General features: G+C 55.9%; 13 protein-coding genes. 6 read left to right on the top strand and 7 right to left on the bottom strand.

Annotated elements, in window-relative coordinates; all coding sequences use genetic code 11:
* Positions 1-64: 64 nt before the first annotated feature.
* Entirely contained in the window at positions 65-1,825 is a 1,761-nt protein-coding gene (gene leuA / locus QZR18_RS04360) for a 2-isopropylmalate synthase (RefSeq protein ID WP_178705612.1), read from the top strand.
* 137 nt (positions 1,826-1,962) lie between these two features.
* Here leuA and QZR18_RS04355 read toward each other — a convergent pair whose 3' ends face one another.
* Positions 1,963-2,931: a Dyp-type peroxidase gene (locus QZR18_RS04355; protein WP_178705616.1), complete on the bottom strand. Its 969-nt coding sequence runs from the start codon at positions 2,929-2,931 to the stop codon at positions 1,963-1,965.
* 213 nt (positions 2,932-3,144) lie between these two features.
* Here QZR18_RS04355 and recO point away from each other — a divergent pair, with 213 nt between their 5' ends.
* Together recO and QZR18_RS04345 are read left to right on the top strand one after the other, a co-directional pair.
* The gene (recO, locus tag QZR18_RS04350) at positions 3,145-3,885 is read left to right on the top strand and encodes a DNA repair protein RecO (RefSeq protein WP_178705721.1); all 741 of its coding nucleotides are present in this window, start codon (positions 3,145-3,147) and stop codon (positions 3,883-3,885) included.
* Entirely contained in the window at positions 3,882-4,721 is an 840-nt protein-coding gene (locus QZR18_RS04345; RefSeq protein WP_178705619.1) for an isoprenyl transferase, read from the top strand. The genes recO and QZR18_RS04345 overlap by 4 nt, the downstream gene beginning before the upstream one ends.
* A 159-nt stretch (positions 4,722-4,880) precedes the next feature.
* Here the strand turns inward: QZR18_RS04345 and QZR18_RS04340 are convergent, their stop codons facing one another.
* From QZR18_RS04340 to QZR18_RS04315, 6 genes are all read right to left on the bottom strand, one after another.
* Entirely contained in the window at positions 4,881-5,405 is a 525-nt protein-coding gene (locus tag QZR18_RS04340) for a VTT domain-containing protein (RefSeq protein WP_295910441.1), read from the bottom strand.
* Entirely contained in the window at positions 5,402-5,797 is a 396-nt protein-coding gene (locus tag QZR18_RS04335; RefSeq protein ID WP_178705625.1) for a Fur family transcriptional regulator, read from the bottom strand. The genes QZR18_RS04340 and QZR18_RS04335 overlap by 4 nt, the downstream gene beginning before the upstream one ends.
* Positions 5,798-5,841: 44 nt before the next feature.
* Positions 5,842-6,774 (bottom strand): metal ABC transporter permease, encoded by a 933-nt coding sequence (locus QZR18_RS04330; protein ID WP_178705628.1) that lies wholly within the window; start codon positions 6,772-6,774, stop codon positions 5,842-5,844.
* Positions 6,771-7,538 carry a metal ABC transporter ATP-binding protein gene (locus QZR18_RS04325; protein WP_178705631.1) on the bottom strand — a complete coding sequence of 256 codons (768 nt, stop codon included), beginning with the start codon at positions 7,536-7,538 and terminating at the stop codon, positions 6,771-6,773. Before QZR18_RS04325 ends, QZR18_RS04330 begins: the two co-directional genes overlap by 4 nt.
* A gap of 91 nt (positions 7,539-7,629) precedes the next feature.
* Positions 7,630-8,613, bottom strand: coding sequence for a metal ABC transporter substrate-binding protein (locus QZR18_RS04320; protein ID WP_178705634.1), 984 nt, complete (start codon positions 8,611-8,613; stop codon positions 7,630-7,632).
* 33 nt (positions 8,614-8,646) lie between these two features.
* Positions 8,647-9,663 (bottom strand): LacI family DNA-binding transcriptional regulator, encoded by a 1,017-nt coding sequence (locus QZR18_RS04315; RefSeq protein ID WP_178705637.1) that lies wholly within the window; start codon positions 9,661-9,663, stop codon positions 8,647-8,649.
* Between the two features lie 170 nt (positions 9,664-9,833).
* Here QZR18_RS04315 and QZR18_RS04310 point away from each other — a divergent pair, with 170 nt between their 5' ends.
* The 3 genes from QZR18_RS04310 to QZR18_RS04300 all read left to right on the top strand — a co-directional run bounded on the left by QZR18_RS04310 (position 9,834) and on the right by QZR18_RS04300 (position 13,653).
* Complete coding sequence (locus tag QZR18_RS04310; RefSeq protein WP_178705640.1) at positions 9,834-11,060, top strand: maltose ABC transporter substrate-binding protein; 1,227 nt, start codon at positions 9,834-9,836, stop codon at positions 11,058-11,060.
* 110 nt (positions 11,061-11,170) lie between these two features.
* Entirely contained in the window at positions 11,171-12,757 is a 1,587-nt protein-coding gene (locus QZR18_RS04305; protein WP_178705643.1) for an ABC transporter permease subunit, read from the top strand.
* Entirely contained in the window at positions 12,757-13,653 is an 897-nt protein-coding gene (locus QZR18_RS04300; RefSeq protein ID WP_178705646.1) for a sugar ABC transporter permease, read from the top strand. The genes QZR18_RS04305 and QZR18_RS04300 overlap by 1 nt, the downstream gene beginning before the upstream one ends.
* Positions 13,654-13,655: the final 2 nt, after the last annotated feature.

Here is a 13,655-nt window from a genome sequence, read left to right as displayed (position 1 = left end):
GTAAACACTGTCCACCATGTGCACTCAAAGTGCCAGTATCAGTGGGTCTTCATAGACTGAAGGTGTGAAGACTACATCGAATGTTCCTCGTCCTGCAGGTTCTGGAATGCCCACGGTCAAGTACCGAGCATTCCTTGATACGAACCCTGTTGATCTTCCTGACCGTCAGTGGCCTTCGAAGCGCATTACCCACGCGCCTCGGTGGCTGTCAACGGATCTACGCGATGGGAACCAAGCCCTGATCGAGCCCATGGATCCGGTGCGTAAGCGCAAGATGTTTGATCTTCTTGTTCGTCTGGGATACAAGGAAATCGAAATTGGATTCCCCTCGGCTTCACAGACTGATTTCGATTTTGTTCGTTCTCTGTTGGAAGATGACGCGCTTCCCGAGGATGTCACTATTTCGGTGCTTACCCAGTCGCGCCCCGAGCTCATTGAGCGCACTGTTGAATCGATTATTGGTTTTCCCCGCGCGACCGTGCACTTGTACAACGCAACCGCTCCGGTTTTTCGTGAGGTTGTCTTCCATGCAGACCGCGAGCAAACTGTTGAACTAGCCCGCTTCGGTACGCGTGAAGTCATTGCACAGGCAGAACGTCAACTGGGCGATGAGACGATCTTCGGTTTTGAGTACTCTCCTGAAATCTTCGTTGACACCGAGCGTGATTTCGCGCTGGAAGTGTGTGAGGCCGTTATGGATATCTGGCAGCCTCAAGATGGCCGCGAGATCATCCTCAACCTGCCTTCGACCGTTGAGCGCGCGACCCCCAATGTCTTCGCCGACCAGATCGAGTACATGTCTCGCAACCTTTCCCGACGTGAGTATATTGCGCTGTCTGTTCACCCGCACAATGACCGTGGAACCGGCGTGGCCAGTGCCGAACTTGCACTCCTCGCTGGTGCTGACCGCATCGAAGGCTGCCTCTTGGGACAAGGTGAGCGCACCGGTAACGTTGACTTGCTGACCTTGGGCCTGAATCTTTTCAGCCAGGGAATTGATCCGGGCATCGACTTCTCGGACATTGACGAGATCCGCCGCACTGTGGAGCACTGCACCCAGATGGAGGCTTCGCCGCGCTCTCCCTACGTCGGAGATTTGGTGTACACCAGCTTCTCGGGCTCTCACCAAGACGCCATCAAGAAGGGTTTTGCTGCTCGCAAGACGAAGGTGGACTCCGCAGGGGGCGACGAGAACGCAGTGGTCTGGGAGCTTCCCTACCTGCCCATCGATCCTCACGATGTCGGTCGCTCCTACGAGGCCGTTGTGCGCGTGAATTCCCAGTCCGGTAAGGGCGGGGTTGCCTACCTCATGTCGCGGGCGCACAACCTGGAGCTGCCTCGCCGCCTGCAGGTAGAGTTCTCGCGAATTGTCCAGCGCCACACCGATACTTACGGCGGAGAGATCAACGCCGAAACATTGTGGAAGATCTTTGCAGACGAGTATTTGCCGACAAGTGCGGCTCCTGGCCTTCAGTCGTGGGGGCGCTTCGAATTGCGTAAGTCCCAGGTGGGAACGGTCGACGATGAGCATGTTGAATTGCACGCAGAGCTTACGGACAACGGTGTGCTCACCGCAATCGACGCAAACGGAACCGGCCCGATTGACGCTTTTGTCTCAGCACTGCATCAATTCGATTTGGACGTGCGCGTCTTGGACTACTCCGAGCACGCAATGAGTCAGGGACGAGATGCGAAGGCCGCTTCATACGTCGAAGCAGCTGTTGATGGAAAGATCGTCTGGGGCGTTGGAATCGACTCTTCGATTACCCGCGCATCGTACAAAGCTGTGATCTCAGCAGTGAACCGTGCACTTCGAGATCGGTAGGTAGGTTTTCGCAACCAAAGCGCACTTTGTGGTGAGTGAGTAACTCCCAGCGCGAGCTGAGGGGGCATCGCTTAGATGCCCCCTCAGCTGTTTTCCCCTCGCCAATGCAGGTGGGGGAAGAAGTCGTACGCGGAAGCTTAATCGGCCTCGTTCGAGGGGAAATCGCCACCGGCAATCTCATCAAGAAGATCAAGGGAAGGAACAAAGAATACCTGTCCGAAGAGCACACTCGAGAAGGTCAGTAGGTAGTCTTTCTTCGCGACCATATTTGTGATCATGCCTTTGGTGACGCTCCAACGAGCGGAGTAGCCGATGAAGTAGGTGCCGGTGACACCGGCTGCAGGGTCGGAGAAAGGCACGTTCATGCGGACGACCTTGTTTTCTTCGCCGTCGACGATGAACTTTGAGGAAACATTGTGCGCATTTGCTGCCTTCGCGTCGTCATCAAGCTCAAGGTCAGTGAACTTCTCGCGCCCGACCGCACGCTCCTGCTCAGCGGTACCCAGCGAACGCCACGCGTCCATGTCGTGAATCCACTTTTGTGCAAAAGCATAGGAACCTCCAGTGAATTGGGGGTCCTCGGCGCCAATCTCTGCCCAGAAGGGGGCATCGGCGTTTGTCGGATTTTCGGTGCCGTCAATGAAACCGATGATTGCTCTGCCTTCGAGGTAGCGGAAGCCGTGAGTCTCATCAACGACCGTTGCGAAGTCTTTGAAGGACAAGCGGTACTGCTCGGCTACTTCGTAGACCACGGCCTCGCGCTGTGCGCGAATATGAAGGAAAAGGTCGGCATCTTCGCCGATGCCTTCGGGCATGGCAATGGAAGGATCGTCCTGATTAGTCAGGCCGGTGAATTCCTCAAGCTCCTGGGGCCGAGGTGCGCCCGGGAAGAGGTAGTCCCAGCCCTTACGGCTCACTCCCAGCGCAACGCGCAGATCATCATTTTGGGCTCGGATATTCATCGAACGCTTGATCGCCTGGCTGCGATCAGCGAAGTCGCGGAAGGCCTCTAGCTCTGCTGCCTGATCCTTGCGATTGAATCGCAGATAAACGAAGAGAACGCACTCGCCGGCATCTTTGTACACGTCTTGGGGATGAGTTGACATTGTGGCCTCCACTTGCAGTTATTCATTCGTCTTCGATGATAGGCCGCTTGATGTATCGAGGCTGGGTGGATGCAGGGAGTGCAGTCAGCGCAGTGGCGGGGGTGGAGTAGTGGAATAACGTTTCAAGGCGGCAAGAACGCTTCCGCGCATGATGACTTCAATTTTGTGTCGTGGCGGGCCTGCTCTGGCAGCGAATGCGAAAATAGGAAGGTGATCAGGAGTTACCGGGATGAGGCAGTGGTTTTGCGTACGCAAAAACTGGGCGAGGCCGACCGTATCATCTGGCTCCTGACCTCTGAACACGGCCAGATTCGAGCGGTCGCAAAAGGCGTTCGGCGAACAACATCGAAGTTCGGAGCGCGACTTGAGCCCTTCTCTGTTGTTGATGTTCAGCTTCACCGTGGGCGGAGCCTCGACACGATCATTCAGGTAGAAACAATTGCCTCGCACGGGGAACTACTCGCAGCGGATTACGAGTTGTACTCGCGTGCCTCGGTGATCGTCGAAACCGCGGATAAGCTTTCGAGCGATGGAGATGATGGAACCCACCAGCAGTATCTTCTGCTGGTCGGAGCTCTCCACGCGCTTTCTCATCGCCGGCACGACCCGGCTCTAATCTTGGCCTCGTACATGCTTCGCGCCTTGGCGATCGCAGGGTGGGCGCCATCGTGTTACGACTGCGCAGTGTGCGGCAGCGAAGGACCGCACCTTGGTTTTTCCATTACTGAGGGTGGGGCCGTGTGTGATAACTGCCGTCCGCCCGGCGCCTCGCTTCCCGCTCCCGATTCGATGGAATTGATGGGTGCTCTTCTCAGTGGTGATTGGGATAGCGCGGATAGCGCGCCAACGTGGGCGCGCAGCGAGATGATGGGCCTGGTCTCTAGTTACACTCAATGGCATATCGAACGACGACTGAAATCCCTGCAACTCCTGGAAAGGAGCCCGCACGCATGAGTCCCGAAATTGCGTCACTGACGCCCATGGAACGCGCTCCCAAAGACCCACGTCAGCCGGTCGCTGGACCGGGGCAGTGGCCTCGGCAAGCACCCGAATTTGCAGCCGGGGAAGTGCCGCGCCACGTCGCCATCATCATGGACGGTAATGGACGCTGGGCCAATGAACGGGGGCTAGCGCGCACAGAAGGCCACCGCTCTGGTGAGTATGCGCTTCTCGACACAATCGCCGGGGCTATCGATGCCGGTGTGCGCTATCTATCCGTCTACACCTTCTCGACGGAAAACTGGAAGCGTTCGCCCGCAGAGGTCCGCTTCATTATGAGCTACGCCAGTGATGTTTTGGCTCGGCGAACGGACATGCTCAATGAGTGGGGAGTTCACGTCCGGTGGAGCGGTCGCGAGCCGAAACTGTGGAAATCGGTCATTCACGCTTTGGAGCGCGCAGAAGAAAAGACGCATGACAACACCACTATGGATTTGGTGATGTGCGTGAATTACGGGGGCCGCGCAGAAATCGCCGATGCAGCCCGCTCAATTGCTCAAGATGTTGCCACAGGGCGTTTGTCGCCGCGCGGGGTAAATGAACGAACTTTCGCTCGCCACCTGTATCTGCCCGATGTTCCCGATGTTGATTTGATGATCCGAACCTCGGGGGAGCAAAGACTTTCGAACTATATGCTCTGGCAAATGGCCTATGCGGAGTTCATGTTTAGCCCTAATCCGTGGCCGACGTTTGACCGTGAAGCCCTGTGGGATTGCCTTCTTGAATACGCTGGACGTGAGAGGCGTTTTGGCGGTGCACAGGACCGCGTGGCTGGCAGGGCTGGCGCTTAGGGCCTCGTTGCGCTGAACCGTCCGGTTTCTAGTGCTTCATCCGTGCTCCACGCTAGCTCCACATGAAGTCGGTGAATGTCACAGGCTATGCCCTGTGTCTTTTGGTGACTTCGTGTGTTTTTTGGGGGAGGGGGCGGAGGAAGGCACGGAAGTCGCGTGTTATTTCGCGACTTCCTGTGTCAATTCGACGTGCGGCTGCTCGCGTCCGCGGCGCCGCTTCATCAGGACAACTGCGGTGATGATCGCTGCGATTGCAGCCAGTCCCAGCCAACCCCACACTGAGCCTGCTGCCGCGCGAACGACGGCCATCCAAACTGCGAGCATTCCCAGGCCGTACATGATCGACCACACAATGCAGCCTGGAATCATGGCAAGCGTGTACTTTTTCCACGACATGCGGACGATACCTGCACCGGCATTGACCGCAGTTTGTACACCAACTGTCAGGAAACACAGCGGAATGATGATAATTCCCCACTGTTCCAAAAGATGAGCACCCGAACGGGGGACAGGCCCCTCAAACCAAGCAGCGATCTTCCCGCGAAGGCCGTTCTTTCCCGAGGCGGTCAGTCCCCCTTTGGCTGCGGCGCGCCCCAGCCAGTAGGTCAGCTGTGCGCGATGAAAGACAATGAAAAAGAGGAAGATAAAAAGTGGGAGTCCTGAGGAAGCCCATGAAGGAGTCATCTGTCTGCCTTTCGCGTGCAATCAGAGCAGAGTCCGAATAGCTCAATTGAGTGCTCAATCTGAGTGTATCCGTGCGAGGCGGCCACCGCAGCAATCCATTTTTCAATCTCGCCTGCCCCCAGGTCTTCAGCGCGCCCACAGTTACGGCAGACCAGATGGTGGTGGTGAGTTTGAGTGTTGCACTTTCGGTAGAGCGCCTCGCCCTCAACGGAGCGCAGAACATCGACTTGGTGGTCTTCGGCCAGCGCCTGGAGGTTGCGATACACGGTTGCCAGACCGATTTTGTGCCCGCGAGCGGTGAGGTCCTCAAATACCTTCTGTGCACTGCGGAAGTCGCGGTGCTCGCTGAGGTTGTCGAAAACCGCCTGGCGTTGCTTGGTCATTCGCTGCATGGCGTCCCTTTCGTTGACGAGGCCTGTCGTGAGTTTTCTTTTCCCTACCCGCGCGCGACGGTGGTGTCCGCACGATCTCTTGGCGAGGCCTCGGGATGTTCCGCGGGCGCGGATAGTTCACGCATTCGCTGCTTGCGACGGAAGTGATCACGCAACCCTCGGATTCCGTATCCAACAGCATAGAGAGCAATCGCGGCTACAACAATCGTTGCACCGGGGGAGAGATCGATGTAGTAGGTCAGGGCTAGCCCTCCCAGACAGAGGAAGGCTCCCAAGAGCATCGCGTAAGCCATAGTGCGTCGGAAGGAATGAGCCCCCAGTTGTGCGATGGCAACAGGGACAACCATGAGGGCTGAAACAAGAAGCGAACCAACAATTCGCATGGCAACGACAACCGTCAGAGCAGACAAAATCGCGATGAACATGGTGAGCGCGCGAACAGGAAGCCCGGTCGAGCGAGCGAATTCCTCATCATTTGTCACTGAGTAGAGCGCCGGAAGCAGGCCGATGCCGATTGCGACAATGACCAGTGCGAGCAGGCAAATTGACCAGACATCACTGCTTGAAACGGTTGAAATTGAGCCGAAAAGATAGGCGTTGAGCTGGGAGGATGTTCCATTTGCCAAGCCGATCAGGAGTACGCCTCCGGCAATCCCGCCATAAAAGAGCATGGCAAGTGCAACATCAGAGGAGGTGCGACCAGACTGTCGGACGAGCTCGATAGTGATCGCGCCAAGCAAAGACACAACTAAGGCTCCGGGGATTGCCCATTGATCGTGTGGCGTGACATTTGCGGCGGTTCCGGCAAGCCATCCCAGTGCGACCCCGGTCAGGGAGATGTGGCCGATCCCGTCACCGAGCATTGCGAGACGTCGGTGAACCAGGTAGGTTCCGACGATCGGAGCGCATAACCCAACGAGGAGTGCGGCAAGAAGGGAACGTTGCATCAAGGGGGATGCAAGCATGTCGAGGATCATCGGCTCCCCTCCATTTCGTGGTGGTCGGCCGTGTTGCAGTGGTCAGAGTGAGGATCACGCACATCGCTTCGAGCGGGCCCGTCATAGGTGAAGTGTCCCGAACGGATATGGAGCTCGCGGTCAAGCACTGGGGCGAGTTCGCCCAGTTCGTGAAGGACCAGCAGGATCGTTACGCCCTCGTCCTTTGCAGCCTGGCATATTTCGGCCAGTCTGCTACGCGAAGAGGCATCGATTCCGGCCATTGGTTCGTCCATGATCAGGAGCTCGGGCTTTCGGACCAACGCGCGCGCGATGAGTACGCGCTGCTGTTGTCCGCCGGAAAGAATGTGGAGGGGATCCTTCGCGCGATGTGCGAGGCCGACGGAACGCAGTGCTTCCAGTGCCTTTGCTCGGTCACCGCGGGAGTGCCACCACTTGCGAGTGCCCAGGAGCCCGGAAAGAACGACTTCGATGCATGATGAAGAGATCGCGCCGCCGGAGGAGGCCCGCTGGGGAACGTAGCCAATACGCTGCCATGGAATCGAGGAACGTTTGCGGATGGAATTTCCAAAGAGCGTGATATCGCCCGAGGAAATTGGTGCAGTTCCAAGGATTGCTTTCATCAGGGTGGACTTCCCTGCGCCATTTGGGCCGGTGACTGCGACGCATTGCCCCTGGGAAATCGATGCGGTGATGCCGTGAAGAATGAGGTCATGGTCCCAGGCGACGTGGACATGGTCCAGTGAAATCACCGGTTCAGTAGAGATATTGAATGTCGTTCCCATTAGTGTCGAGTGTAGTCGTTGGGGCGGCATGGTTCACTGTGGAATCATGCCGCCCCAACGCGCAGATATCAGTTGACTTGTGGTGAAGTGCTTATTCGCAGCTGAGAGCCTTTTGCAGTGCTTCAAGGTTCTCATTCATGACTGCTTCGTAGTCCTTTGAGTCATCAGCTTGAGACTCGATGGGATCGAGAACCGCAGTGGTGATTCCCAGGTCCTTGGCCAGGGTTTCAGCAACCTTGGGGCTGAGGAGCTCTTCGGTGAAGATTGTTGTAATTCCCTTGGCCTTCACCGCGTCGGAAATCTGCTTGAGGCGAGCGGGGGAAGGCGTGGAGTCGGGATCGAGGCCGGACAGCCCCAACTGGGTGAGGCCGGTGCGGTCCGCAAGGTATCCGAAGGCCTCGTGAGAGGTGACGAATTCCTTGTGCTGGCACTTTGCGGTGCCGTCGACGAGCTTCTTGCTCAGTGCTTCCATCTGAGACTTCGTGGATGCAGCGTTCTTCTTGTAGGTCTCTGCGTTGGCGGGATCGGCCTGGGCAAGAGCGTCCCCGATCTGGGTCGCCGCGCTGGCCATGCGCGTGGGATCCAACCAGAAGTGCGGGTCGGTTGAGCCGTGCTCGTGCTCATGTTCGTGAGCTTCTTCGGTCTTTTCGCCGTCGTCAGCGACATCCAATTCGCTTTCATGCTTTTCGGCATCGACCAGATCAACACTGGTGGAGACATCGATAACGGTCTTGGGGGCGTTCAGTTCAACGGCCTTGTCAACAGCGGATTGGAAGCCCTTAAGGTAAACGACGGCTCCGGCCTGAGAGAGTTGCTGAACTTTTTGGTTCGACAGTTCGAGGTCGTGAGGCTCTGCTCCCGGAGGAGTGAGGGATTCGACGTCAACCAGATCGCCGCCGATCTTCTGGGTGAGGTACTGGAGTGGGTAGAAGCTGGCCATAACCTTCATTGGAGAAGCAGAAGCTTGGGAGCTGGAGGCGCTTGAAGATGATGAGGCCGAAGAGGAACATGCGCTTAAGGCAAGCGCTGCGGCGGCTGTAATGGCAAATACGGTGTGTGAACGCGAAAAACTCATGATAATCATTATCAGAGAAGGTGATAATGATTGTCAAAAGCGAGCGTGTCCTGTTGAGCTGCGTACAACAAGGTCGGGAGTGAAGGCAAAATCTTGGTGTTGTTGCGGATGCTGGGACCGAATCGCATCAAAGAGTGACGATACGGCCGAATGTGAAATTGCCTGCACGGGCTGTCGAACCGTCGTCAGTGCGGGAGAGAGGTGGGGCATAAGGAAAGAGTCGTCAAAGCCGATCACCGAGATGTCTTCGGGAACGCTGAGACCTCGAGATTGGATCGTTCTGATTGCTCCCATTGCCTGGAGGTCTGAGCCGGCGATGATGGCTGTGATTCCGGCGTCGATCAGTGCATGAGTAGCCGAGGCCGCAGCTTCGTAGGTGTAGAAGGTCTCGATGACCGTGGGGGCGGTGATCCCGAATTCTTGAGTCATCACTTGGCGGAAAGCCTCGGCCTTGCGTCGCGCGGGGACGACATGATGGCGCCCACCCAGCATGGCAATCTTTCGGTGACCCAGTTCTTTGAGATGTTGGATGGACGCGCGGATTCCAAGAGCGTCTTCAGTTGAAAAATCTGGTGCTTGGACTTCCTTTCGTGCGCCATTAATGGTGACGAAGGGCATGTGGATCTGTGAAAGATTCGCATAGCGACTTAAGTCAGCTTGAAGGTCCGCGTGTCGACCGGAGACGAAGATTAATCCAGAAACTCCTCGCGCAAGAAAAGCTTGAGTGTGTTCCTCTTCGCTGGTAGTGCCTGGAGTTTGCGAGGCGATGAAGGCTTGGCCGCCTTCCCTATCGACCTCGGAATGAAGGATATGGGCAAAAGTGGCAAAGATGGGGTTTGTCAGTTCTGGGACGATCACTCCGATGATGAGGCGATTGTCGTCAGCCTGCATGCTGGGGCGTTCGTAGCCAAGTTCGTCGATTGCGGTGAGAACTCGATATCGAGTGTCGTCTGAGACCTGCCCGACTCCGTTAAATACGCGAGAAACTGTGGCAATGGACACGCCGGCATGTGAGGCGATGTCCGCCATGCGGGTGCGGTTCTTCGACATCGAAGTGCCTTTCGGAAGTGGGCAGGTGCGATGGTTGGGATCTGGGGTAAAGATATCATTTCTCTAACAATTCTGAAAACGCTTGCTGAAAATGATTTTCTGCGGCTACAGTGTCCTTAAGTGCGAAGTACAACTGTGTACGAGCAGAACTCAAATGATCAGGAGTTGACATGCGACGAGGCATTACGATGTTCGGCGTTTTGGCAGTTACAGCAACGCTTGCAGCGTGCTCCAATGGAAGCTCGAGCTCTTCAAGCAGTCAGTCTGCATCCGCGGGTTCCGGTTCTTCCGTCGGTTCCCTGACGGTCTGGGCTGACGACACCCGTTACTCGCAGATTCAGGAACTGGCCAAGGGCTTCACTGCAGCCACAAAGGTGGACGTCCAGGTTGTTCAGAAGTCTGAAACTGACATGGACCAAGAATTTATTAGCCAGGTCCCGACCGGTAACGGCCCTGACGTGATTGTTATGGCCCATGACAAGCTCGGCCAGATGGTGAAGAACGGCGTTGTTTCCCCCGTTGACTTGGGCGAAGCAAAGTCCAAGTTCTCCGAGGCGGCAATCCAGGGCGTGACCTACGACGGCAAGACCTACGGCGTTCCTTACGCGGTCGAGTCTGTCGCATTGGTTCGTAACAACAAGCTCACCACTGACACCCCGAAGACCTTCGACGAAATGATTGCATCGGGTAAGAAGGCCGGTTCGGAGTACCCCTTCGTTGTTCAGATGAGCACCGACGGCGACCCCTACCACCTCTACGCTTTCGAAAGTTCCTTCGGTAATGAGGTCTTCAAGCAGAATGCTGATGGTTCCTACACCTCAGACCTGACTCTGGGCGGCGAAGGCGCATCCGAGTTCACTCAGTGGCTGAAGGAACAGGGTGCAGCAAAGACCCTGAACCCGAATATCACCTCCGATATTGCCAAGGATGCTTTCCTCAAGGGCAATGCGGCTTACATGGTGACCGGCCCCTGGAACGTGACTGCTGCTAAGGCAGCTGGACTTGACGTTTCCGTCCTTCCGATTCCTTCTGCTGGCGGTAAGGAAGCTAAGCCCTTCGTTGGCGTTCAGATGTTCTACCAGAGCTCCAAGACCAAGAACCAGGTTCTGGTCAGCAAGTTCTTCCAGTACCTGGAGACCAAGGAAGCGCAATCCAAACTGCAGGAGCTGGGCGGACGCGTTCCGGCAATGACCGAGGTTGCTAACTCCCTGAGCGATGAAAACCTCAAGCAGTTCGCCGCTATCGCAGGAAAGGGCCTCCCCATGCCGGCAATCCCCGCAATGGGTTCCGTTTGGGATTACTGGGGCAAGACTGAGGTTGCCATCGTGAATGGCGCCGATCCCGCATCCTCGTGGGAGACCATGGTCAACAACATTCAGACTTCCATCAACAAGTAGTGAGGTCTCCCGGTTTTGCGGGCGCCCAAACCGGGTGCCCGCAAAACCCATCCCTGAGCATTTTGTGCTCATGGTCCCTTAATCGCTGTTCAAGGTAACGAAGGACCACAATGCCTGCAGCTTCTTCCTCGAGTGCCGTTCAGAAGGACCGAACCTCGCATGCGCGTGACGTCATGCGACCCGGTTTTATTGCAAAACTCATCATTATGATGCTCATTGACGCGCTGGGCATCTATGGAATCATGGCGGCATGGGCCGTCAATTCTCGGATCATCATCGGTGTGATGGCGGTCCTGCTCATCATCGTTAACTGGGTGTATTTCTCGAAGAGGGCACTTCCTGCCAAATATCTTCTTCCCGGTATGATCTTCCTTTTGATCTATCAGCTCTTTGTCATGGGCTACACCGGGTATGTTTCTCTGACTAACTACGGAGATGGCCACAACTCGACAAAGGCAGACGCGATTGAAGTTGCTCTTTCGTCGAGCCGTCAGCGTGTTGAAGGATCTCCCACCGTTCAGACCGCTGTCGTTGAAGATGGGAGCGAACTGGGCCTCGTTGTCGCAGACCCCGCGACCGGCGAACTGAAGCTTGGTACGGTAAGCAAGCCCCTCAAGAGTGTCCAGGGTACGGTCACTGCAATGGGGATTACCGAGGTTTCGGGCTATAAAGTCCTCGACCTAGCTGCTCTTGCCAGCCGCCAGGCGGAAGTTTCTCAACTGACGGTCCCCGTAAGCTCTAACCCGAATGATGGCTTCTATCTGACAACAGATGGAACTTCTGGCTACCTCGCCAAGTCCACCTTGACCTATGACGAAGCCGCCGATACTTTGACGAACGCTGAGACTGGCGTCGTTTACAAAGCGAATAATCAAAAGGGCGTCTTTGAAGATAGTCAGGGAAACCAGCTGCCCACCGGCTGGCGAGTCTTTGTTGGCGCTTCCAACTACTCGCAGATGTTTTCGGGTTCCGGAATTGTCAAGCCCTTCCTGAATGCGCTTGTTTGGTCCTTCGTTTTTGCTATTGGCTCGGTGCTGACGACTTTCGCTTTTGGATTGGTCCTTGCGCTGATCTTCTCGGATCAGCGCATCCGAGGTCGAAAGATCTACCAGTCCTTGATGATCCTTCCCTACGCATTCCCAGCCTTCTTGGCAACCCTGGTATGGAAGGGCATGCTCAATGAGGAATTTGGCTTCATTAACAAGGTCTTGCTCGGTGGGGCGGAGATCCATTGGCTGACCAATGGACTTTTGGCAAAGGTCGCGATCCTCGGTGTGAATCTCTGGCTGGGATTCCCCTATATGTTCCTCGTCTGCTTGGGCGCGCTTCAGTCTCTTCCGGGAGACGTTGAAGAAGCCGCGAAGATGGACGGTGCATCTGGATTGCGTACCGTGTGGTCAATTAAGTTGCCGCTGGTTTTGCAGTCCACGACCCCGCTGCTGATTGCCTCTTTCGCATTTAACTTCAACAACTTCTCCTTGATTTACATGCTGACGAAGGGTGGCCCGGACTTCGATGGTGCGCCCCATGGTTTGGGGCAGACCGACATCTTGATCTCGATGGTCTATAAGATTGCCTTCGCTGGTAACCAGCACAACTATGGTTTGGCCTCGGCGATGTCGATCTTCATCTTCGTGGTGGTTGGCGTGATTGCCTGGCTTGGATTCCGTCAGACGAAGGCATTGGAGGAACTGTGATGGCTGCACAAAGAAAAGAAAAGACGCAGTTGACAACGCTCCACGGCTTACGTTGGTTTATGGAAGTCGGCTGGAAGCACATCGTGGGTATTGCGGTGATTATTTACTGCCTTATCCCGCTGCTCTATGTGCTTTCGGTGTCCTTCATTCCGAACGCGACGCTGACCTCTAATATTAGCTTCTCTGATGGACTAACCCTCGATCACTTCAAGGCGTTGGGGAGTGACCAGTACAGCATGTACTGGAAGTGGATTTTTAATTCACTGGTGGTTTCAAGCGTTACGGCAATTGGAACGGTTCTCATGGGCGCAGCCGCAGCCTACGCCTTCAGCCGTTTCCGTTTCCGAGGCCGTCGTGGAACCCTGGCCTTCCTGCTTCTGGTTCAGATGTTCCCGCAGATGCTAGCTTTCGTGGCGCTGTTCCTGCTCTTGCTGGGAATTAAGGATATCTTCCCGGTTCTGGGCTTGAACTCGAAGCTCGGCCTGATCTGCGTCTACCTCGGTGGCGCATTGGGTTCGAACACCTTCCTGCTCTTCGGTTTCTTCAACTCCGTTCCTCGTGAACTTGACGAGGCCGCAGAGATTGATGGCGCATCGCATGCCCAGACTTTCTGGACCATCATCATGCCGCTGGTTCTGCCGGTTTTGGCTGTTGTTGGTTTGCTGAGCTTCATTTCCAGCTTCGGCGACTTCGTCATTGCCACGGTTGTTATGCAAACTCCCGATCAGTACACGCTGGCGGTTGGTATGTACAACTGGGGGTCGAGTGAACTGAATGCCCCGTGGGGTGTTTTCGCGGCTGGTTCGATCATCGCTGCAATTCCGGTGATCTTGCTCTTCCAGTACCTGCAGAAGTACATCGTTTCCGGTCTGACCTCCGGTGCGGTGAAGGGCTGAGC

It is taken from the genome of uncultured Actinomyces sp., assembly GCA_900541895.1.
Classification (GTDB): Bacteria; Actinomycetota; Actinomycetes; order Actinomycetales; family Actinomycetaceae; genus Pauljensenia.
Note: the sequence above shows the minus strand (reverse complement) of the source record. Positions and strands in the feature narration are given on the sequence as shown.

Excerpts from the sequence above, each read along its gene's own strand:
- QZR18_RS04340 (WP_295910441.1), bottom strand. The coding sequence starts at position 5,405 with ATGACTCCTTCATGGGCTTCCTCAGGACTCCCACTTTTTATCTTCCTC.
- QZR18_RS04310 (WP_178705640.1), top strand. The coding sequence starts at position 9,834 with ATGCGACGAGGCATTACGATGTTCGGCGTTTTGGCAGTTACAGCAACG.
- QZR18_RS04345 (WP_178705619.1), top strand. The coding sequence starts at position 3,882 with ATGAGTCCCGAAATTGCGTCACTGACGCCCATGGAACGCGCTCCCAAA.
- QZR18_RS04325 (WP_178705631.1), bottom strand. The coding sequence starts at position 7,538 with ATGGGAACGACATTCAATATCTCTACTGAACCGGTGATTTCACTGGAC.
- QZR18_RS04315 (WP_178705637.1), bottom strand. The coding sequence starts at position 9,663 with ATGTCGAAGAACCGCACCCGCATGGCGGACATCGCCTCACATGCCGGC.
- QZR18_RS04335 (WP_178705625.1), bottom strand. The coding sequence starts at position 5,797 with ATGCAGCGAATGACCAAGCAACGCCAGGCGGTTTTCGACAACCTCAGC.
- QZR18_RS04320 (WP_178705634.1), bottom strand. The coding sequence starts at position 8,613 with ATGAGTTTTTCGCGTTCACACACCGTATTTGCCATTACAGCCGCCGCA.
- QZR18_RS04355 (WP_178705616.1), bottom strand. The coding sequence starts at position 2,931 with ATGTCAACTCATCCCCAAGACGTGTACAAAGATGCCGGCGAGTGCGTT.
- QZR18_RS04300 (WP_178705646.1), top strand. The coding sequence starts at position 12,757 with ATGGCTGCACAAAGAAAAGAAAAGACGCAGTTGACAACGCTCCACGGC.
- QZR18_RS04305 (WP_178705643.1), top strand. The coding sequence starts at position 11,171 with ATGCCTGCAGCTTCTTCCTCGAGTGCCGTTCAGAAGGACCGAACCTCG.
- QZR18_RS04330 (WP_178705628.1), bottom strand. The coding sequence starts at position 6,774 with ATGATCCTCGACATGCTTGCATCCCCCTTGATGCAACGTTCCCTTCTT.